General features: G+C 39.9%; 23 protein-coding genes and 1 pseudogene. 19 read left to right on the forward strand and 5 right to left on the reverse strand.

Annotation, left to right across the window (positions count from 1 at the left end):
• Nucleotides 1-254 precede the first annotated feature (254 nt).
• The 6 genes from KQI66_RS02625 to KQI66_RS02650 are packed head-to-tail and all read left to right on the forward strand — an operon-like array spanning nt 255 to nt 3,695.
• Complete coding sequence (locus KQI66_RS02625) at nt 255-1,226, forward strand: ABC transporter substrate-binding protein (RefSeq protein ID WP_216427139.1); 972 nt, start codon at nt 255-257, stop codon at nt 1,224-1,226.
• The gene (locus KQI66_RS02630; protein ID WP_216427140.1) at nt 1,189-2,217 is read left to right on the forward strand and encodes a FecCD family ABC transporter permease; all 1,029 of its coding nucleotides are present in this window, start codon (nt 1,189-1,191) and stop codon (nt 2,215-2,217) included. The genes KQI66_RS02625 and KQI66_RS02630 overlap by 38 nt, the downstream gene beginning before the upstream one ends.
• Nucleotides 2,201-2,959 (forward strand): ABC transporter ATP-binding protein, encoded by a 759-nt coding sequence (locus tag KQI66_RS02635; RefSeq protein ID WP_216427141.1) that lies wholly within the window; start codon nt 2,201-2,203, stop codon nt 2,957-2,959. The genes KQI66_RS02630 and KQI66_RS02635 overlap by 17 nt, the downstream gene beginning before the upstream one ends.
• Before the next feature lie 13 nt (nt 2,960-2,972).
• Entirely contained in the window at nt 2,973-3,122 is a 150-nt protein-coding gene (locus tag KQI66_RS02640) for a hypothetical protein (RefSeq protein WP_216427142.1), read from the forward strand.
• Nucleotides 3,123-3,134: 12 nt separating this feature from the next.
• The gene (locus KQI66_RS02645) at nt 3,135-3,482 is read left to right on the forward strand and encodes an SHOCT domain-containing protein (protein ID WP_216427143.1); all 348 of its coding nucleotides are present in this window, start codon (nt 3,135-3,137) and stop codon (nt 3,480-3,482) included.
• Nucleotides 3,483-3,497: 15 nt separating this feature from the next.
• Nucleotides 3,498-3,695: a hypothetical protein gene (locus KQI66_RS02650; protein WP_216427144.1), complete on the forward strand. Its 198-nt coding sequence runs from the start codon at nt 3,498-3,500 to the stop codon at nt 3,693-3,695.
• A 21-nt stretch (nt 3,696-3,716) separates the two neighbouring features.
• Here the strand turns inward: KQI66_RS02650 and KQI66_RS02655 are convergent, their stop codons facing one another.
• Complete coding sequence (locus tag KQI66_RS02655) at nt 3,717-5,237, reverse strand: putative polysaccharide biosynthesis protein (protein ID WP_216427145.1); 1,521 nt, start codon at nt 5,235-5,237, stop codon at nt 3,717-3,719.
• Between the two features lie 96 nt (nt 5,238-5,333).
• Here KQI66_RS02655 and uvrC point away from each other — a divergent pair, with 96 nt between their 5' ends.
• The 8 genes and pseudogenes from uvrC (at nt 5,334) to KQI66_RS02695 (ending at nt 13,965) form a co-directional block, all read left to right on the forward strand.
• Entirely contained in the window at nt 5,334-7,196 is a 1,863-nt protein-coding gene (uvrC, locus tag KQI66_RS02660) for an excinuclease ABC subunit UvrC (protein WP_216427146.1), read from the forward strand.
• Between the two features lie 3 nt (nt 7,197-7,199).
• The gene (gene hprK / locus KQI66_RS02665; RefSeq protein ID WP_216427147.1) at nt 7,200-8,120 is read left to right on the forward strand and encodes an HPr(Ser) kinase/phosphatase; all 921 of its coding nucleotides are present in this window, start codon (nt 7,200-7,202) and stop codon (nt 8,118-8,120) included.
• 7 nt (nt 8,121-8,127) lie between these two features.
• Nucleotides 8,128-9,054, forward strand: coding sequence for a UDP-N-acetylmuramate dehydrogenase (gene murB / locus KQI66_RS02670; RefSeq protein WP_442859970.1), 927 nt, complete (start codon nt 8,128-8,130; stop codon nt 9,052-9,054).
• 38 nt (nt 9,055-9,092) lie between these two features.
• Nucleotides 9,093-9,965 carry an RNase adapter RapZ gene (rapZ, locus tag KQI66_RS02675; protein ID WP_216427148.1) on the forward strand — a complete coding sequence of 291 codons (873 nt, stop codon included), beginning with the start codon at nt 9,093-9,095 and terminating at the stop codon, nt 9,963-9,965.
• 50 nt (nt 9,966-10,015) lie between these two features.
• A pseudogene (gene whiA / locus KQI66_RS02680) lies at nt 10,016-10,980 on the forward strand (DNA-binding protein WhiA).
• Nucleotides 10,961-11,212 carry an HPr family phosphocarrier protein gene (locus KQI66_RS02685; protein WP_330654975.1) on the forward strand — a complete coding sequence of 84 codons (252 nt, stop codon included), beginning with the start codon at nt 10,961-10,963 and terminating at the stop codon, nt 11,210-11,212. Before whiA ends, KQI66_RS02685 begins: the two are co-directional and overlap by 20 nt.
• 222 nt (nt 11,213-11,434) lie before the next feature.
• A complete protein-coding gene (locus KQI66_RS02690) occupies nt 11,435-13,099 on the forward strand; it encodes a putative manganese-dependent inorganic diphosphatase (protein WP_253287635.1) in 1,665 nt (554 codons plus the stop codon).
• 146 nt (nt 13,100-13,245) lie between these two features.
• Entirely contained in the window at nt 13,246-13,965 is a 720-nt protein-coding gene (locus KQI66_RS02695; protein WP_216427150.1) for an S-layer homology domain-containing protein, read from the forward strand.
• On the opposite strand, the gene KQI66_RS02700 is transcribed toward KQI66_RS02695, so the two are convergent.
• Nucleotides 13,958-14,620: a Crp/Fnr family transcriptional regulator gene (locus KQI66_RS02700; protein WP_216427151.1), complete on the reverse strand. Its 663-nt coding sequence runs from the start codon at nt 14,618-14,620 to the stop codon at nt 13,958-13,960. The genes KQI66_RS02695 and KQI66_RS02700 overlap by 8 nt on opposite strands.
• A 104-nt stretch (nt 14,621-14,724) precedes the next feature.
• Here KQI66_RS02700 and KQI66_RS02705 point away from each other — a divergent pair, with 104 nt between their 5' ends.
• The 5 genes from KQI66_RS02705 to KQI66_RS02725 all read left to right on the forward strand — a co-directional run bounded on the left by KQI66_RS02705 (nt 14,725) and on the right by KQI66_RS02725 (nt 19,327).
• Complete coding sequence (locus KQI66_RS02705; protein ID WP_216427152.1) at nt 14,725-15,432, forward strand: ATP-binding protein; 708 nt, start codon at nt 14,725-14,727, stop codon at nt 15,430-15,432.
• A 26-nt stretch (nt 15,433-15,458) separates the two neighbouring features.
• Entirely contained in the window at nt 15,459-17,042 is a 1,584-nt protein-coding gene (hcp, locus tag KQI66_RS02710) for a hydroxylamine reductase (protein WP_216427153.1), read from the forward strand.
• 111 nt (nt 17,043-17,153) lie between these two features.
• A complete protein-coding gene (locus KQI66_RS02715) occupies nt 17,154-17,621 on the forward strand; it encodes an S-ribosylhomocysteine lyase (protein WP_216427154.1) in 468 nt (155 codons plus the stop codon).
• 45 nt (nt 17,622-17,666) lie between these two features.
• A complete protein-coding gene (locus KQI66_RS02720; protein WP_216427155.1) occupies nt 17,667-18,404 on the forward strand; it encodes an ABC transporter ATP-binding protein in 738 nt (245 codons plus the stop codon).
• Nucleotides 18,404-19,327 (forward strand): SufB/SufD family protein, encoded by a 924-nt coding sequence (locus KQI66_RS02725; protein WP_216427156.1) that lies wholly within the window; start codon nt 18,404-18,406, stop codon nt 19,325-19,327. The genes KQI66_RS02720 and KQI66_RS02725 overlap by 1 nt, the downstream gene beginning before the upstream one ends.
• Before the next feature lie 130 nt (nt 19,328-19,457).
• Here KQI66_RS02725 and KQI66_RS02730 read toward each other — a convergent pair whose 3' ends face one another.
• From KQI66_RS02730 to KQI66_RS02740, 3 genes are read right to left on the reverse strand one after another with little or no spacing between them, the layout of a single operon-like run.
• Nucleotides 19,458-20,147: a DnaJ domain-containing protein gene (locus KQI66_RS02730; protein ID WP_216427157.1), complete on the reverse strand. Its 690-nt coding sequence runs from the start codon at nt 20,145-20,147 to the stop codon at nt 19,458-19,460.
• Nucleotides 20,144-20,977, reverse strand: a complete 834-nt coding sequence (locus KQI66_RS02735; protein WP_216427158.1) for a DUF5685 family protein — start codon at nt 20,975-20,977, stop codon at nt 20,144-20,146. Before KQI66_RS02735 ends, KQI66_RS02730 begins: the two co-directional genes overlap by 4 nt.
• 6 nt (nt 20,978-20,983) lie before the next feature.
• Nucleotides 20,984-21,403 (reverse strand): zinc-ribbon domain-containing protein, encoded by a 420-nt coding sequence (locus tag KQI66_RS02740; RefSeq protein WP_216427159.1) that lies wholly within the window; start codon nt 21,401-21,403, stop codon nt 20,984-20,986.
• Nucleotides 21,404-21,896 lie beyond the last annotated feature (493 nt).

Genomic DNA, 21,896 nt, shown 5'->3' on the forward strand with positions numbered 1-21,896 from the left:
TTTCTTGCATTTATTATATAAAGTTGTTATGTAAAATTACATAAAATTTAGTATACTATAACTGTTTTTTTAAATCAATAAATTAGGTGAATTTTTATAACAATATATGTATATTAATACTTATTATAATAATTAATTATAATTATATATATACAACAAAATATATATTATAGCTATATAACCTTTTTTAAGTTAAAATAAATAGCGAAACTGCTTTAAAAGCGAATAATTTTTTAATTAAGAAAGGAAAAGTTATGAAGAAATATTTATATATGCTTGCCGCCGGAGTGTTAGCCGTATCAATGCTTTCCGGCTGTTCGGCAGATAACAGCAAAAATAATGAACAGGTTGTGGAAGAAACAACGAAAACTGCAAGTGAGACCGGAGATGTTACTTTTACTGATGCACTGGGACACAGTGTAACGGTGAACAATCCGAAGACAACCATTGCCTGTATGGGAAGCTTTGCGGAAACATGGCTTCTTGCCGGCGGTGAGCTTGCCGGAGTTACGGACGACGCTTATGATGAAAACAGAACTGATATACCAGACGGTATATCGAGCGTTGGAACACTTAACAGTCCATCGGCGGAAACAATAATTTCAATGAATCCCGATTTTGTAATTCTTTCGGCCAATACAAAGGAACATGTTGAGCTTTACGATACACTTAATTCAGCCGGAATAAACACAGCGTATTTCAGTGTAAATACATTTGAGGATTACCTCGATATGCTTAACATTCTTACAACCATAACAGGAAGAGAAGACCTTTATGAAAAGAACGGCATTGAGGTGCAGAATAAAATAAATGAAGTTATAGAGTCCACAAAGGGAAAAGAATCACCCAAGGTGCTTTATATAAGAGCCTTTTCGACAGGAGCAAAGGCAAAGGACAGTACAAGCATGACAGGAAAAATGCTTGCCGATCTCGGAGCAACCAATATTGCGGATTTACAGCCGTCTTTGCTTGAGGACTTAAGCATGGAAGAAATAATAAAACAGGATCCGGATTTTATTTTTGTAACAACAATGGGCTCGTCGGAAGAGGCGGCTATTGAATATCTTAAAACAGAGGTGGAGTCAAATCCGGCGTGGAATGAGCTTTCAGCGGTTAAGAACGGAAGATATATAGTATTGGATAAGGCACTTTTCCATTACAAACCCAATGCGAGATGGGGTGAAAGCTATGAAATACTCGCAGACTATCTCTACGGAGAAGAATAAAAAAGAGCTTATATTTATTACGATTTGCATTGTCGCTTTGATAATGTCGATTTTGCTCGGTGTATGCCTTGGTGCAACAAGGATACCGGTTTCAGATTTTTTCAAAGCATTGATCGATAATGATGACTCCACAAACAGCAGAATAATATATGCAGTTAGACTTCCGAGAGTAGTAGCATCGGTGCTTGCCGGAGCGGCATTGGCTGTTTCCGGTGTTGAAATACAATCTATATTGGAAAATCCACTTGCGGCACCGAGCATAATCGGAATCAATTCGGGAGCAGGATTTTTTGCGGTGCTTGCCATGGCGTTGTTTCCCAACAAATTTTCGCTTATACCGACGGCAGCATTTATCGGAGCAATGTTGACGGTCGGAGCAGTATACATAATAGCGAGAAAAAACGGAGCGTCTAAAATAACACTTGTGCTTGCGGGTATTGCTGTCGGAAATCTTCTCAATGCCGGAATAAATACAATAACAACATTTTTTCCTGATGCACTTACGGCGTCCAACAGCTTTAAGGTCGGAAGTGTTGCCGGAATAACCTTCGGAAAGCTGACTCCGGCATGGATTTATATATTGGTAGGAATTGCATTGGCTATTATTTTCAGCAATGAGCTGGATATACTTGCTCTCGGTGATAAAACAGCCAAAAGCCTTGGTATGAATGTAAAGCTGATACGTTTTATTATGCTGATTACTGCGGCAATGCTTGCCGGAGCGGCAGTCAGCTTTTCCGGTCTGTTGAGCTTTGTTGGGCTTATTGTTCCGCATATTGTCCGTTTTTTTGTAAAAAGCGGAAGCAGAAGACTTATTACTGCATCAGCGTTTTTGGGAGGAGCATTTGTTACATTTTGCGATTTGCTTTCAAGAGTGCTGTTTGCACCCTATGAAATACAGCTTGGAATAGTTATTTCATATATAGGTGTGCCCTTTTTTATATATCTTATAATGAAAAAGAAAGGAGGTAAACATGGTGATAAGGCTTGAAAACCTATGTGGCGGTTATGGCAGAAAGCAGGTTTTGTTTGATATAAATGCGGAAATAAAAACAGGAGAGATAATTTCGATAGTCGGAGCAAATGGCTGTGGAAAATCAACATTGTTGGAAATAGCTTCTGGATTAATGAAGCCAATTAGCGGAAATGTCACCGTTGACGGTGAAGATGTCCACAGTATGGAAGGAAAAAAGCGTGCAAAGCTTATATCGGTGCTTTCACAGCAGAAAAGTCCGGGAGTGCTCACCGTAAGAGCGTTGGTTTACCACGGAAGATTTCCTTATCTCGGCTATCCGAGAAGATATACCGATGAAGACAGACAGATAGTTGAAGAGGCTATGCAGACTGCCGGAGTTTCGGAGTTTGCGGACGAAAGTCTTTCGGAGCTTTCGGGCGGCCAACAGCAGAAAGCATATATAGCTATGCTCATTGCACAGAATACAAAAATTGTTTATATGGACGAGCCGGTCACCTTTTTGGACATAAATTATCAGCTTGAGCTTATGAATTTAATTAAAAGGATGCAGAAGAGCGGAAAAACTGTTATAATGGTTATACATGATCTTAATCTGGCAATGACCTATTCCGACAGAATAATGGCTATGAAGGACGGAAGGCTTATCAGCATGGGTACGCCTAAGGAAATATATGAAAAAGGTGTGCTTGGCGAGCTGTTCGGAATAGAAACGCATTATTCGAAAAAGGAAAATCAATATTTTTTCAAAAAACTTTAAGGAGAGTAAGCTAATGAAGCTTTTCAGCAATCTTGCGGTGTATACCGGAATAGGATTTCTTATGTCCTTTATTGTGAATAAAACGTATGTGTATCTTGTTGTTTCCGTAATTATGTTTATTATCGGAATAATCCTTGGTATAATAAATTCTAAGAGAAAATAAGGAGGTCTGCATATGAGCAAAAATATCCGTGTTAAACCGGGCAAAACGCAGTCGGCAATGGGTTTTGCGGTTGGAATTGTATTTTGTCTTATAGGCTTGTTTCTTGTAATTCCGCAGTTCGGTGCTTTTGGAATATTCTGGACGGCTATTGCCGTTGCTATAACGGTTACAAACGGAATAAATACCTTTGGCAAAAAGGGTATAACAAGCTCGGAAATAATTATTGATGATGACAATGATTATACGGACAGCTCATCTCAGGAGATAAGACTTACTAAACTTAAAAATATGTACGATAAAGGTCTTATTACAGCCGAGGAATATGCAGAAAAGAAGAAGGAAATATTAAGCGAAATTTGATCGGAGGAATAACCTATGGGTTGGTGTATTGAATATCAGCAGGAATTTGACAAGCTTATGCACGACTGGCAGACAGAAATAAAAGATGAATTGAAAAAAGACGCACCGCAGTGGAACAGTACACTCGGAGTAGGTAAAAGTCCGACAGTGCTTATTAACGACAGCTACAAGATAAAGCTTGAAGAATTAAAAAAGAAATATGATATGAAATAAAGAAAAAATGAGTCATTTGGCTCATTTTTTCTTATATATAAGTTCTTTCAGCTCGGTTATACTGATTATTCCCGAAAAAATAAGCAGAACGGTATACATTATACAGAAAAGACATATGAACGGAATTATGCTTAAATCATCAAAACAGCTGTATATAAATCTTATTACCGGGAAGGAAAGAACCGCACAGGAGAGCGGAATAAAAATGTCCTTTGGATAAAATACCAATGAAGGTATCTGCTTTTTGATTTCATGTATTCCCATAACAGTTGTTATAAGCATACCGACGGTCATTCCGATTATAAAGGCGTCTATGCCATATATCGGCATAACAAAATATATGAATATCAGATTTATTACTGACGCTATTATGTTTGAAACAAATATAAAGCTGTGACAGCCAAGACCGTTTAATATTCCGGCAAGAGTTATATGTACATACATAAACGGACACATTATCGCAAGCCGTATAAGCAGCTTACCAAGTTCATTGTTTCCGTAAACAAGCATACATATTTTTTCAGGAAAAAGCATGAATACGGCAGTAAAGCCTATTGCCGCCGCTATGGTCAGCTTAAGGCTCTGCGATGTTACATATGCGGTATGACGGTTATGTCCTGCCGCCTGTCCGGCACTTATCTCGGGAATCAATGCGGCAGATACGGCAACAAGAAATGACGATGGAAGCTGTATAAGCGGAAGTGCCATACCTGTCAGATTTCCGAAGGCCTCCATTGCCTCGGTTGAGGACATACCGAAAAGCACAAGCTTTTGAGGTATAAGTATGTTTTCTGCGGCAGATAGTGCAGATGCGGTTATTCTTGAGCCGGAAAGCGGAAGAGCCATGGATATTATCATAAGTGCGGCTTTTCCGAAGGTTATGCTGTCGCCTTTTCTTATTGTGCTGTACTTTGATGTCAGCTTATAGCAGACTGCCGTAAGTGCAAAGGAGAGAGCCTCTCCGGTGAGCACACCGATAACTGCGGCGGCACAGGCGTATTCCAGGCCTTTGTTTATGAACATCGGAGCAAGTACTGTTATGCAGGAGATACGAACAGCCTGCTCAAATACCTGCGAAATTGCCGGATATATATGCTTTTGCAGACCGTAGAAATATCCACGCATACATGAACCGACAGCCATGAACGGAACGGCGAAGGCAAGTATTTGTATTGATATGACTGTTCTTGGTTCCTTCATTATGTCTGCCGCTATTATGTCTGCTCCGAAAAACATTGCCGCCGATACGATAAGGCTTATGAAAATACAAATTACAACAGAGGTGCAGACGGTTTTGTTTATTCGGTTGACATAGTGCTTTGCATTTTCTGCCGCTGTTATTCTTGAAACGGCTGTAGAAAAACCGGAGCTTGTTATGCTCCAGCTAAGCAGATATATGGGCATGACAAGCTGATACAGTCCCATACCTTCAACACCGATTGCGTCAACCATGTATACTCTGTTGAAAAATCCCATTAAACGAGTTATAAGATTTGCGGCTGTCAGTATTGCCGCACCTTGTAATATGGATTTTTTGCTCATTAAAAAAGTAACTCCTAAAGGTGTTCATTATAAGTGTATTTATGGTATAATCAAAAGATGTATAAATAAATTCAACACACAAATTAAGGTGGACATATGTTTGATTTTAGTGAAGAACTGAAAAAACTTCCGGATAAACCTGGTGTGTATATAATGCACTCCGATACAGACGAAATTATATATGTAGGAAAAGCAATAAATCTCAAAAACAGAGTACGCCAGTATTTCCAAAACAGCAAAAACAAATCGCCTAAGGTAGCGGCAATGGTGTCGCATATTGCGTATTTTGAGTATATTGTTACCGCATCGGAAATGGAGGCACTTCTGCTTGAGTGCAACCTTATAAAGGAGCACCGTCCGAAGTACAACGTAATGCTCAAGGACGACAAGACATATCCTTATATAAAGGTGACGATAGCCGAAGAATATCCGAGAATATTTATAACCCGTAAATATGTTAAGGATAAAAACAGATATTTCGGGCCTATTACCGATGTTACGGCGGCAAGAGAAACCGTTGATATAATCCACAAGCTTTTTCCAATAAGAAAATGCCGGAAAAGCCTTCCGAAGGAAATAGGAAGGGAAAGACCTTGCCTTAACCACCATATCGGCCAGTGCCTTGCACCCTGCGACAGTCTTGTTTCGGCAGAGGAATACCGCAAGGTTGTTGACGAGGCAATAGCGGTGCTTGAAGGAAAATATGACTATATAATAAAATATCTTGAAGGAATAATGTATGCCGCCTCGGATGAGCTGGATTTTGAAAAGGCGGCCGCCACAAGAGATAAAATAAACGGCATCAAAAAGATAATGGAAAAGCAGAGAATAAGCAATACCGGCATAGGCGACAGCGATGTAATTGCTTTTTCCAGAGCCATGGACGAGGCACTTGTGCAGGTGTTTTTTATACGAGGCGGAAAGCTTTCTGGACGAGAGCATTTCCTTATCAATGCGCCGGATTATATAGACCGAAGCGGAATAATGACGGAGTTTGTAAAGCAGTTTTACAGCGGAACGGCGTATATTCCGAAGGAGCTTATATTGGAGGAACCTCTGCTTGAAGAGGAAGAGCCGGTTATCGAGGAGCTTTTGGAAAATATGCGAGGCTCAAAGGTTATAATAACCGTTCCTCAGAAGGGCGAAAAGCACAAAATGGTTCAGCTTGCGGCACAGAATGCGGCAATAACCTTTGAAAGAATCGGCGAAAGAATAAAAAAAGAACAGCGTGAAACAATAGGTGCTCTCGAAGAAATTAAAAATGCTCTCGGTATAGAAAGAATACCGTACAGAATAGAATCCTACGATATTTCCAATACACAGGGCTTTGAATCGGTAGGCTCAATGGTTGTTTTTGAAAACGGAAGAGCCAAAAACAGCGATTACAGAAAGTTTAAAATAAAAACGGTTATCGGCGCAAACGACTTTGCCTCAATGGAGGAGGTAATAACAAGAAGACTTATGCACTCAATGAAGGAAGAAAAGCTCGGAAGCAGCTTTGCAAGACTGCCTGATATGATATTTGTTGACGGCGGAAAAACACAGATAACTGCGGCACAGAATGCTATGCAGAATGTAGGCATATATATTCCGGTTTGCGGAATGGTAAAGGATGACCGACACAGAACAAGAGGACTTCTCTATAACGGAGAAGAAATAGAACTGCCGACAAATTCCGAAGGCTTTAAGTTGATAACCAGAATACAGGACGAGGTTCACCGTTTTGCGATAGAGTACCACAGAAAGCTTAGAAACGAAAAACAGGTTCATTCTATACTTGACGATATAGAAGGAATTGGCCCTAAAAGAAGAAGAATGCTTATGCAGCATTTCGGAGATATAGAAAAAATAAGAAATGCGGAAGTTGATGAACTGCTTGAAATACCGGAGATGACAATAAAGGCTGCGGAAAATGTGTATGCGTTTTTCCATATGCAAAATAATGATAAGGAGAGTTGATATATGTCGAGTAAAACACAGATACCTCTTAAGAAATTTACGGATGAATTTGAACTTGAAAATCTTACACATGATATAGATATAGAAGGAAGAATGCTGAAGCAGAAGTTTGTAAACCGTCCGGCACTTCAGCTTACGGGCTTTTTTGACCATTTCGACAATACCCGTATACAGATTATCGGACGAATAGAGCATACTTATATGAAGAACCAGTCAAAGGAAACAAGAATAGAAATACTGGATAAGCTGTTCAGTTATCGTTTTCCTTGTATGGTTTTCTGCAAATCACTTCTTCCGTTTTCCGAAACCTTTGCCATTGCCGAAAAATACAACGTGCCTATTTTCGGAACAAGCTACGGTGCATCCGAGCTTTACAGTGAGGCAATAAGATGGCTCAATACAGAATTTGCGGAAAAGATAACAATGCACGGAGTACTTGTTGATGTTTATGGCGTTGGCCTTCTTATAATTGGCGAAAGCGGTATAGGAAAAAGTGAAGCGGCATTGGAGCTTGTAAAACGTGGTCACCGTCTTGTTGCCGATGATGCGGTAGAAATTAAAAGAATATCACATAAAGTTCTTACGGGAAGCTGCCCTGAGCTTATAAGATATTTGATAGAGTTAAGAGGTATAGGTATACTTGATATAAGAGAGCTTTTTGGTGCAGGTTCGGTAAAAACAAGCCAGAACATAGATATTGTTGTCAGACTTACACAATGGGATCAGAATTATAATTATGACAGATTAGGTATTGAAGAGGAATATATAGAGATACTCGGAAATAAAGTAGTTTGTAAAACAATCCCGTTAAGACCGGGACGTAATGTTGCGGTCATAATTGAATCTGCCGCAATTAACCACAGACAGAAGATTATGGAAAAAACACCTTACGGCAGTATAGCCGAAAGACTTAATTTGAAATGAGGTGAAAGTGTTGTCCGAAAAACAACCTGAAATAAATTATATAGAAGAGCTTAAAAATATTTGCGGTACAGTTCTTCTTAATGAGCCGATGAGTCTTCATACATCCTTCAGAACAGGCGGCCCGGCGGAGGTATTCATAAAGGCGGAAAGCACCGAAAATATAATCAGCGCGATAGATATTGCAAAAAAATATAATAAACAGTATATCATAACCGGAAACGGATCAAATATACTTGTTAAAGACGGCGGCATTGACGGAATAGTCATTAACATAGGAAATGAAATGAGCAAAATAAAGTGCGACGGCACAAAAATATATGCACAGGCAGGAGCTATGCTTTCTGCATTAGCAACGGCAGCTGCAGATGAAGAGCTTACAGGATTGGAGTTTGCCTCCGGCATACCGGGAACGGTCGGCGGAGCTGTGTTTATGAATGCCGGAGCATATGACGGAGAAATTAAAGACGTTATTGAATATGCCGATGTTATAGACAGCGAAGGAAATACACATAGGCTTATAAAGGACGAGCTTGAGCTTTCTTACAGGCATTCGGTTATAGCAGAAAAAAATATGATAGTTGTCGGAGCAATGTTTAACCTTAATAAAGGCATAAAGAAGAATATAACCGACAAAATGGCTGATTTTGCAAAAAGAAGACGAGATAAACAGCCTTTAAACTATCCCAGTGCCGGAAGTACATTTAAACGTCCGGAAGGCTATTTTGCCGGAAAGCTCATTGAAGATAGCGGACTTAAGGGAAAAACAGTCGGCGGAGCACAGGTTTCCGAAAAGCATGCAGGCTTTGTCGTGAATATCGGAAACGCAACGTCAAGCGATATAATTGCGCTTATGGACGGTTGTATAGAAACGGTGTATAATAAATTCGGAGTTAAACTTGAGCCTGAGGTCAGAATATTGGGGAAGGACCTTTAACATAAAAGGCGTATACGAGAGGCAAAGGAGGAAATAATATGAAATTCGTAATTGTAACCGGAATGTCCGGTGCAGGAAAAACAACGGTTTTGAAATTCCTTGAGGATATGGATTTCTTTTGCGTGGACAATCTGCCGCCGGCACTTATAACAAAATTTTCTCAGCTTTGCTTTGAACAGGACGGTTCTATTGATAAGGTTGCATTGGGAATAGATATACGAGGCGGAAAGCTTTTTAAGGATTTGTTTAAAAGTCTTGAGGATTTAAAAACAGAAGGCTATGATTATGAGATACTTTTCCTTGACGCTTCGGATTCAACGCTTATAAAAAGATATAAAGAAACAAGACGTTCACATCCGCTTTCAAAGGGCGGTTCGATAGAAACGGGAATACAAAAAGAAAGAGCAATGCTGGCTGATGTAAGACAAAAGGCAACCTATATTATTGATACCAGCAGTATATTGACAAGAGAGCTCAGAGAACAGATATACAAAATATTCAGGGAAAATACAAAGTTTGAAAGCCTTATTATTAAGGTATGCTCCTTCGGTTTTAAATACGGAATACCGATGGATGCAGATTTGGTTTTTGATGTGCGTTTTCTTCCGAATCCGTATTATATTCCGGAGCTTAAAGAGCTTACGGGCAACGATGATCCCGTATCTTCCTATGTTATGAGCTTTGACGAGAGCAAAATATTCCTTGAAAAGCTTGTCGATATGCTCGAATTTCTTATTCCGAAATATATATCGGAGGGAAAAACACAGCTTGTTATTGCGGTCGGCTGCACCGGCGGAAAGCATCGTTCCGTGACGCTGGCAAATGAGCTTTATGCAAAGCTTATGAAAAACCACAGCGTAATACTCAGCCATAACGATATAGAAAAAGACTCCAAAACCAAAAGGCTTTGACATTTTTACTAATAAGCTAAAGTTGAAGAGTTTGTTGGGAGGACGAAAATTTGTCATTTTCATATAATGTTAAAAGCGAGTTGTCCCATCATTTTGGAAATGCAAGACATTGCAGTATAGCAGAACTTGCGGCAATATTGAATATGTGTGGACATATTGCGGATAATCACAATAAATTTTGTGTAAAAATACAAACAGAAAATCCGGTCGCTGCCAGAAAGTACTTTACATTACTAAAAAAACTTTTAATATAGACAGTGAAGTTCTGATTAGGCGTAATAGTCAGCTTAAGAAAAACAGAATTTATATGCTCTTTATAAATAATGACGAAGAGGCCAGAAGGGTTCTTAATGCCTGTGGTCTGCTGTACACCGAAAACGGTGCGGAGAAAACAGCCAGAAGAATAGACAGAACAGTCGTCAGCAGTGTGTGTTGCAAAAGAGCATATATAAGAGGTGCATTTTTGGCATCGGGTTCTATATCCGATCCGGAAAAAATGTATCATCTTGAGTTTGCGTGTTTGGATGAACCGTACAGTGAAAGCTTAAGGGATTTGATAAATTCTTTCGGGCTTGATGCAAAAATTGTTAAACGTAAGGAGCATTTCGTTGTCTATCTGAAAGAGGGAGAGCAGATAGTAGACCTTTTGAATATAATGGAAGCGCATAAAGCTCTTATGGATCTTGAGAATGTAAGAATACTTAAGGATATGCGTAACAATGTGAACAGAAAGGTTAACTGCGAAACCGCAAACCTTAACAAAACAGTAAATGCAGCTGTGAAGCAGATTGAAGATATTGAACTGATACTTACAAAAATGGATTTGTCACAGCTTCCGCAGTCTCTGAGCGATATTGCGGCACTAAGACTGGATTATCCTGATGCAAGTCTGAAGGAGCTTGGTCAGATGCTTAATCCGGCAGTGGGAAAGTCCGGTGTTAATCACAGATTGAGAAAATTAGCTGAAATTGCGGATTCTTTGAGAGAGGAAATGGGTGAAGGAATTGGTAAGTAAAACTATTAAAGTAAAGAACACTCTTGACACAAGACAGGTTGCATACTTAGTACAGTGTGCCGGACAGTTTAAAAGTGATATTCGTATTGAAGAAGATGAAAAGAGAATTAATGCAAAGAGCATAATGGGAACAATTTCTCTTGCAATTAAAGAGGATGACAACATTACGGTTGTGGCCGAAGGCGTTGATGAGGCTAAGGCAGTTGAGGAAATCGTAAAGATTCTTGCATAATACATAAATTTGTTTAAATAAGTTCGAAATTAAGGCTGTTATTTTAATGAAGTTTAATTCATAAAATGGCAGCTTTGTTTTATGTAAAATTGCTCCGAAAAATAAACATAAAATAAATATTGCTATTGTTGATTATACTGTTATAATATTTAAACGGTTTATATTGTTAATAGAAAAAAATAAGTTTAAAGTATAGAAAAATCACTTGAAAGGATGGTTTATTTGAAATCTAATTCATGCAGAAATACGCTTGTTATAGGCCACAGAAATCCGGACACGGATTCTATCTGTTCTGCCATTGCTTATGCGGAGCTTAAAAATAAGCTTATGGGTGGCGGTTATTGTGCCGGAAGAGCGGGAAGAATAAGCAGTGAAACAAAGTTTGTTCTTGACAGCTTTGGCGTAAAAGAGCCGAATTATGTTGCATATGTCGGCGCACAGGTCAAGGACATGGATATGATATATACAGACGGCGTCAATGAAGAAATGACTCTTCAGGAGGCCTACAAAATAATGCGAGAGGAAAAGATTGTTTCTCTCTGCGTAACCGATGATAACGGTATGCTCAAAGGTCTTGTTACAATGGGCGATATTGCCAATTCAACAATGGACGTATATGACAACAGAATTATTTCAAAGGCAAAAACAACATTTGCAAGCATTGCAAAAACGCTTGACGGCCAGATTGTTGTAGGCGACAAAAACAAGGTTTTTGACCATGGCAAGGTGTTTATCGGTGCGGCAAATCCTGACCTTATGGGCGAGTTTGCCGAAGAAGGCGATGTTGTTATACTTGGAAACAGATATGATTCACAGCTTTGTGCAATCGAGATGAATGCGTCGGCACTTATTGTATGCTCGGACACGAAAATTTTCGATACAATAAAAAGACTTGCGGCTGAAAGAAACTGCGTTATAATAACAACGCCTTATGACACCTATACAATCGCAAGACTCATAAACCACAGTATGCCCATTGGATATTTTATGACAAATGCGGAAGATCTTATACAGTTTAACACAGAGGATTATGTTGATGAAATAAAGAAGGTAATGAGTGATAAGCGTTACAGAAACTTCCCTGTAATAGATATGGACGGAAAATATTACGGTATGATTTCAAGAAGAAGTCTTCTCAATCTCAAGAAGAAGGAAGTTATTATGGTTGACCATAACGAGAAATCACAGGCGGTTGAAGGCATAGAAGAGGCAGATGTGCTTGAAATAATCGACCATCATAAGATAGCCGCAATAGAAACGGTAAATCCGGTTTATTTCAGAAATCAGCCTCTCGGATGTACGGCTACAATAATAACACAGATGTATGATGAAAACGGCGTTGAGATAACAAAAGAAATTGCAGGACTTCTTTGTGCGGCAATACTTTCCGATACACTTATTTTCCGTTCACCGACATGTACGGAGCTCGATAAAAAGACAGCTTACAGACTTGCGGAAATTGCCGGAATAGATGTTGAAAAATTCGGAACGGATATGTTCAGTGCCGGAAGTGATCTTAAGAATAAAACCGTTGAGGAAATATTCTATCAGGATTTCAAAAAGTTTGCCTCGGACGGCGTAGGCTTTGGTGTAGGACAGATAAATTCCTTCAATTCGGCAGAGCTTGCAGAGATAAAAGCGAGAGTTATTCCGTTCATGGAGCATGCTGTTTCGGAAATGGGCATACAGCTTATTGCGTTTATGCTTACAAATATCTCAGACGAAAGCACAGAGCTCATTTACAGCGGCCCTATGGCAGACAGCATTATAAACAATGCTTACGGTGATATGGAAAAGACAGGTGATAAGGCTGTTTATCTTCCCGGAGTTGTATCAAGAAAGAAGCAGCTTGTTCCCAAAATAATAAGAGGAATACAGCAGCTTTAATTAAGAATTTTGAATTAGAATTCCGGACGTTTGCGGAAAATGGCACAAAATGTAATTAAGTTACGCAGAATATTTGATTTTATTTTTAGTCATTGTGGAATAATAGCTTTGAGGAATTATTTTACACAGGAGGACTAAAATACTAAATGAAAAAAATAATAAAAGTTGTGACTATGATACTTATTTCATTGTCGGCTGTTGCTGCGTTTCCCGATGCCGCATTTTCCAAGGATAAACCATATGTTTCAAAAAAACTGCATTATGCTTATATAACAGGATATTCGGACGGCAGCTTCAGACCTTATGAATTTATTACAAGGCAGGAGGCTGCCGTTATTGTATGCAGATTAACGGATATTGCGTCGGATAATGTATATAAAAAGTTTAAAGATGTCGGTGCTGATAACTGGTCATATGATGCGGTTGAGCGACTTTATAACATGGGAATAATAAGTGGTTATGATGACGGAAGCTTTCGTCCGGAGGAGAATATAACAAGAGCAGAGTTTGCCGTTATGCTTTACGGCTTTACAAAGGATAATGAGCCTAAAAAGGAATTCTGGGATTTAAAAGATCATTGGGCTAAAGAGTATATTGAAAAGGCGGCGGCTGGCGGCTGGTTTGCCGGTTATACCGACGGCAGTTTTCATCCCGATGAATATATAACAAGAGCCGAGGCGGTGTTCTTTATTAATTACGCCTTGGACAGATTTCCGGAATACGAAACAGATCTCCTTGAGGATAAAAAGACATTCACCGATGTTTCAAGGGACGATTGGTTTTATATGGCTGTCTGCGAGGCGGCGAACAGCCACGAATGTTATTACAGAGCCGATGAAAGTGAAATTTGGAGTCTGGTTATTTAATAAGAACAAAGTGATTTTTATTATAATCCAATATTCCTTCCGCCTTCAGTTTTGCGAGCACAGACGAAACTGCACTTCTGTCGGCAGCAAGATAATCGGCAAGCCCTTGGCGGTCGAAAGGAATATCAAATTCATTACTGCCTGTTTTTATTGAAACATCAGATAAATATGAAAGAATTTTTTCACGGAGCGTTCTCTTGGAGAGATGCTCCATTCTTTCTGTAAGGAACATATTTTTCTGTGAAAGTATAGAAAGCATATTGTGAGAAACATCATGGTGAAATTCGCATGATGCACTGCATGGAGTTACTGTGCGATCTCTGTCAAGAAAAATAATTCTGCTCGGCTTTACGGTATAAACCGATACCGGAATTGTATCTACTCCGGCGAGTGCAAATGCCTCGCCGAAAAGCATTCCTTCGCCGAGCTGTGCTAATATGGTAACATTTCCCCATATATCCTCTTTTATAATCTGTACACTGCCGGAAAGAACTATGCCTATTTCGGCAGAGGATACGCCTGCATTTAATATAAATTCATTTTTTCCGTAGCTTCTTTCTCTTGCCTTAAGACAGCCGAGCATAGGATTTATGCTGTATGACGGTATACCTTTGAATAACGGTGAATTGGTAAGTATTTCAGCAGTAGTTTTCATAAAAAATCTCCTTATGTTGTAATTACAACGGATTTAGTTTAATTATTTTATTATAATCTCATCATAAAGTCAATCAAAGAGCATAAAGAGAGGAGATTAAAATTGTGAAAAGAAGAATAATTAAGATAGATGAAAGTAAATGTAACGGATGTGGTCTTTGTGCCGCCGCTTGCCACGAAGGTGCAATAGATATGGTTGACGGAAAAGCAAAGCTTATGCGTGAGGATTATTGCGACGGACTTGGCGACTGTCTTCCGGCTTGTCCTGCAAATGCGATTACATTTGAGGAGAGAGAGGCCCCTGCATATAATGAAGCCGCAGTTCTTGCGTCTAAAGCGGCAAAGGAGCAGAAAAAAGCACCGTTTGTATGTCCTTCAACAATGGCAAAAAGCTTTGTAAGAAAGCATGAAGAGCATGCAGAGCCGACAACAGAAATATCTATGGAAAGCCAGCTTACCCAGTGGCCCGTACAGATAAAGCTTGTACCTGTTAATGCACCTTATTTCAACGGAGCAAAGCTCCTTGTTGCGGCAGACTGTACAGCATTCGCTTACGGAAACTTCCATAATAAATTCATTAAAAACCATGTTACATTGATTGGCTGTCCTAAGCTTGACGGTGTGGATTATTCCGAAAAGCTTACGGAGATTATCAGAAACAATGACATCAAGAGTGTTGACATTGTGCGTATGGAGGTTCCTTGCTGTGGAGGCCTTGAAAATGCAGTAAAGAAAGCACTTATGGACAGCGGAAAGATGATACCATGGCAGGTAACCATTATTTCAACAGACGGAAGGATTATTGAAATATAAATTTATATATATCGGAGGAGAATATTATGTTTTGTTTTCAGTGTGAACAGTCAGCAGGTTGTGCAGGCTGCATCGGAAAGGCAGGCGTATGCGGAAAAACAGCGGCTACAGCGGATTTACAGGATAAATTAACAGGAGCATTAATCGGTCTTGCAAGGGCCTCGTACGGAAATGAGGTAACAGCAGAAACAGACAAGCTTATGCTTGAAGGACTTTTTGCAACAGTGACAAATGTAAATTTTGATGATGACGCAATAAATAAATTAATCGAAAGAGTGCATAAGGAGAAAAATAGACTTGTTCCCGACTGCTCAATCTGTGCATCGCCATGCTCAAGAACAGAGGATTATGATTTAAGCAGGCTTTGGGGGGACAACGAAGACATCCGTTCACTTAAATCACTCATACTTTTCGGCATAAAGGGTATGGCGGCATATACATGGCATGCAAGAGTTCTCGGTTATGAGGATAAAGAAATAAATCACTTCTTCTATGAGGCGCTTTTCAACATAGGTGAGGATTTATCAATGGAACAGCTCCTTCCTATTGTTATGAAGGTAGGAGAAATTAATTTAAAATGTATGGAACTTCTGGACATAGCTAATACGGAAACCTATGGAACACCTTCGCCGGTAGAGGTTGAGCTTTCGGTTGAAAAAGGCCCGTTTATAGTTGTGACCGGACATGACCTTCTTATACTTAAGGAGCTTCTTGAGGCAACGGATGGTAAAGGAATAAATATATATACACATGGCGAAATGCTTCCGGCTCATGCTTATCCGGAGCTTAAAAAATACAGCCATCTCAAGGGCAACTTCGGAACTGCATGGCAGAACCAGCAGAAGGAATTTGACAATATTCCTGCCCCCATACTGTATACAACAAACTGTATTATGCCGGTTAAGGCATCATATGCAGACAGAGTGTTTACTGCCGATGCGGTTGGCTATCCGGGAATGGTGCATATCGGCGAAAATCACGATTTTATACCTGTTATCGAAAAAGCACTTGAGCTTGGCGGATATACCGAAGATAAGAGCTTTACCGGAATAAACGGTGGAAATAAGGTAATGACAGGCTTTGGACACGGCACTGTGCTTTCCGTTGCCGATAAGGTTATTGATGCGGTTAAGAACGGAGATATTAAGCATTTCTTCCTTGTTGCCGGCTGTGACGGAGCAAAGCCCGGAAGAAATTATTATACCGAATTTGTAAAGCGGACACCTTCCGATACGGTTGTGCTTACACTTGCCTGCGGCAAATACAGATTTAACGATTTAGACCTCGGCACAATATGTGGTCTTCCCAGATTAATGGATATGGGACAGTGTAATGACGCATACAGTGCTATTAAGGTTGCCGTTGCACTGGCAGAGGCTTTCGGCTGTGGAGTGAATGAACTCCCTTTATCAATGGTGCTTTCATGGTATGAACAGAAGGCGGTAAGCATACTTCTTACACTTCTTCATCTCGGAATAAAGAATATTAAGCTTGGACCGACATTGCCTAAATTTGTATCACCTAACATACTTAATTACCTTGTAGAGAATTTTGCCATTGCACCGATAACAACACCGGAAGAAGATATGAAAGAGTTATTAAATAAATAATTATAATTTTTAATTAATTCCTATTAGCCCGCAGAAATGCGGGTTTTTGTATTGAGGAATTCATATTAATATGGTATACTTTAATAATACTAATCTACAGGAGATGTTAATATGGAAAGAATTGAAAGCTTTCGTATAAATCATTTAACGCTTATACCCGGACTTTATGTTTCCAGACGAGATAAATGCAAGGATGTTGATGTAACTACATTTGACCTTCGTATTACAGCACCGAACAGAGAGCCTGTTGTTGATGTTCCGGCGCTCCATACAATAGAGCACCTCGGAGCAACATTTTTGAGAAACTCGGCACAAAAAGAAAATATAGTATACTTTGGGCCTATGGGCTGCCGAACAGGCTGTTATCTTGTTATGTTCGGAAAGCTCACAAGCGAGGACGTTTATCCGCTTGTTATGGAAATGCTTGATTTTATGATTGGCTTCGAAGGCGAAATTCCCGGAGCAAAGCCGGAAGAATGCGGAAACTATTCCGAACAGAATTTGAATATGGCTAAGTTTTATGCTAAAAAATATAAAGATGCACTTGAAAAGGATAAATCACTTGTTTATCCCGATTGATATAGTTTTTAATACACCGTTTAGGTGTGAGGAGGTTTTTTTAGAATGCTTGAATTAAAAAATATTCGCTGGAAGCTTGACAGCGGCGAAGAAATATTAAAGGACGTTTCGTTTACCGTACCTGACGGAAAACTTACAGTTATAACAGGACCTAACGGCGGAGGTAAGACGAGCCTTGCAAAAATAATTGCCGGACTTGAAAAACCGACAGCCGGAGAGATACTTCTTGACGGAAAGAATATTACCGACTGGGACATTACCGAACGTGCTGTAAACGGAATCGGCTATGCTTTTCAGCAGCCTGTTCGTTTTAAGGGCATAAGAGTAAGAGATTTACTTGAGCTTGCTGCAGGTGAGACACTTACGGAAGGTGAAATGTGTAGTGTTCTTGGCGAAGTTGGTCTTTGTGCGCAGGAATATATCAACAGAGATGTTGATGCATCACTTTCCGGCGGTGAAAGCAAAAGAATAGAGATTGCATCTGTTCTCGCAAGAAGAAATTCAAAGGTGCTTGTTTTTGATGAGCCGGAGGCAGGAATCGACCTTTGGAGCTTTACGGGACTTATTGATGCCTTTGAAGAGCTTAAGCAGAAGCATGGAGAGGCGCTTCTTATAATATCGCATCAGGAAAGAATACTTGATATTGCCGATAACATAATTGTCATTGCCGATGGAAAAATACGTATGCAGGGAGATAAGGACGAAATACTTCCTCAGCTTTTGGCAGGAGAAAAGGGCAATAAGTGTCCGCTTGGCAAGGATAAAAAGGGAGGTATGCAGTAATGAACGATACAACATTTTCGCTTCTCAGTATACTTTCGGACGATTTTAACGGAACATACAACGGAGCATTTAATATAAGAGAAAACAGCCAGTGTGCCGGAAGAAGATCAACGGAAAATATTAAGATAGAGTCAAAAACAGATGAGCCGGGACTTGATATATATATCAAACCGGGAACAAAGGGCGAAACGGTTTATATTCCGGCCTGTGTAACACACGGAAATGTCGATGACCTTGTTTATAACGATTTCCACGTCGGAGAAGGTGCAGACGTTGTTATTGTTGCGGGCTGTGGTGTGCATACGGACAATGATGAAGAGGCAAAACATAACGGTATACACAGATTTTTCCTTGCGAAGGGTTCTCATGTGCTTTATAAAGAAAAGCATATCGGTACGGGAAACGGAACAGGAGCAAAGAAAATAGATCCTGTTACGGACGCATATCTTGAAGAGGATTCTGTTCTTGAAATGGATACTGTGCAGATAAGCGGCGTTGACAGCACATTCAGAAAAACATCTGCAAAGCTTGGCGCAAGAGCAAAGCTTATTATACATGAGCGTATAATGACCGACGGTGATGAAAAAGCGTCAACTGATTTCTCAGTTGATTTGAACGGAGAGGATTCAGGTGTTGATCTTATTTCCCGTTCGGTAGCAAAGGGCAGTTCACACCAGGAATATCATTCAAGAATAAGCGGAAACTGCCGATGTACGGGACATTCCGAATGCGATGCTATACTTGTCGGCAATGGAACGGTAAATGCCGCACCGGAGCTTTTTGCCGGAAATATCGACGCATCTCTTATACACGAGGCGGCAATAGGAAAGATAGCCGGAGAACAGATTATAAAGCTCCGTACTCTCGGACTTACACAGGAAAAGGCAGAAGAAAAAATCATAGAAGGTTTCCTCAGAGGATAAGGACAGCTAAGTCGAAAGCTTGTCATAACGATTGTGTCATAATATATTACGTTGTATAAAAATAGCTTTCTCTACAATCAAACAGCCATATCCGGTTTTTCGGATATGGCTGTTTTTGACTTTAACATTATTAAAACGGTCTGAAACAAATTCCTCTCGGAATACACATATTGCAAAGCAGATTTGCAAGACATATGGAAAGGCATACACCTGTGCCTGCACCCATAGGAATTGTACTGCTGTACTGACGGTATGTTGTTCCTCCGCTCTGTAAACGCTGGACAAGCTGTTGATATTCAACATTGTTCGGCTCCATGCGTACCGCCTGCTGTGCACTGTTCATTGCCTCTATTTTGTTTCCGAGTCCGTAGTTTGCAAGAGCATGGAAATAATACCATCTTGCGTTTCTTTCAGCCGGATTTACGGAATTGAGAACATTGAGTGCCTCTCTGTAATGACCGGAGTTTATATAGTTTCTTGCGGCTGTAAGCTCATTGGTGGCTTCGTTCTGCTGCTGCGAAAAACCTCCGTATGCCTGACCGAATATATCTTCCCATGAGAATCCGCCGTAGTTTCCGTAATATCCGCCGGATGTCTGTGAGCTGCCTGTATTGCCGTATGAACCGGAGGCTTTTCCTTCACGGATATTTTTAATCTGATCGTATGCAGCGTTTATTTCACGCATTTTTCTTTCGGCATTTTCATCACCGGGATTTACGTCCGGGTGATATTTTTTGACTAATTTTCTATATGCCTTCTGGATTTCTTCATCGCTTGCCGACGGAGATACTCCGAGTACTTTATATGGATCTTCTGTCATTTATCCGTATCCTCCGTATAGAGTTTTTTATCTTTGTTTTCTTTTAAATTATAACGCATCCAGACTCCGGAATAAATTATATTTTTTATAACATTTATGTTCTGCTTAAGTGGAAGTGAAAACAATTTTTCAGCACAGTCGGATATAAGCATTGTTAAAATAGGTTTTACGTTTTCCGACGGCATAAATGTTAATGGATTATATTTTTCCTTTTTAATGTCCGAGGCCAAATCGTCCCATGCGTCCATTATATATATAAATTCGCCTAAAAGTCTGCCGACTTGTCTTAGTGTGTCGCTGTATTCATCTTCTTTATATATGAATATTTCCGCAAGAAGCTCACCGAATATTCCGGCAGGAGCATCGGGAACGGAAACGCCTTCATGTTCGATTTTTGTAAGCTCTGCAAGGCATTTTTCCATCACTCCGCACTGACGGGGATATTCCGAACAGACTTTGTTGTAATCCTTCTGTGTTACACAGGCCGCAAGCTTGGCAGTCAGCTTTTTATCATCGTTCCAGTCGTCGATAAATTTGTTGTGCACAAGAGCAATGCTCATATCAGTTGCATATTGAGTTATGGTATTTATGCTGAAAAGATGTTCGGTTTTCGGATGTATAATACATCTTCCATTTTCCTCTGAATACTGCTCGTCATAAAGAGAGGAGAGAACCAGTATAAGAAAAGCCATATCGTAAGTAAGCATAATACGGCTAAGCGAACCATACCGTTCTTTTAAGGAACGGCACAGTCCGCAGTATATTCCTCTGTATGCTTTTAAATCGTCCTCGGAGAGAGCGTCAACATTTGCTGTTACATATCCGAACATTTATAATCAGCTCTTTCTGGTGAATTTTTCTCCGCATTTGGGACAGGTGATTTCTACCTTGCCTTTTCCCTTAGGAATGCGGTTGTATACCTTACAGTTTGGACATTTGAAAAATTTGTAGGTATTCTTCTGCTCGGCTCTTGCTTTACGCTGGGCCTTTAATTTGTCGGTTTCTGCCTTGCTTGCAAGGTACTTTTCATTTTCGGCTGTACGGTGAGTTATGTCTTTTGAAAACATTCTGTAATAACAGCGGAAAATAATTCCCATACCGATTACAAAGCAGATAGATGATGCAATGGTTATCTGAAGAATGTTGTAAAAAATTACAGACAAAAGCAGAAAAACTATGGCAATAACGGAAAGATGTCTGCCGTATTCATCGCCGCCGTAACGACCCTGTATAAATTTGTTTAACCATTCCTTCATAATTCATGTTCCTTTCATAATTAATAAACGCTCATATTTATTGATTGAAACAGAGATTAGGAAAGTAAACACCATAAATAGAAATTTGATTTTCATTTTATGAGTTCAAGAAATTTGTAAGCGGAAAGGTTCGGAAAACAACAGTCATGACTTTCATAAACGAAAGTTGCTTCGCAACTGTGCCTTCTTGCACAGTCAGCGGTTTTCCGAATGGAATCCATACAGTCATGACTTTTGCTTTAAAAAAGCAAAAGCGGCTTTGCCGCCGCACTGTCTTGTGCGGTCAATAGACGGGATTCATTCCCGTCAAGGAGAACGGCTTTAGTCATGACTTTCGCAAGCGAAAGTGGCTTCGCCACCATGCTATGGTCAAAGCATTTTGCTACGCAAAACGGTCTGCGACCGCCCCGTTTTCTTCGGGGTGCATACTTGCATGGTCAATAGTTTCAAGGCTTTTAAGCCGATGGAATAGCCGTTCATACCTTGATTTAAA

It is taken from the genome of Anaerotignum sp. MSJ-24 (assembly GCF_018918145.1).
In the GTDB taxonomy this organism is placed as follows: Bacteria; Bacillota; Clostridia; order Lachnospirales; family Anaerotignaceae; genus Metalachnospira.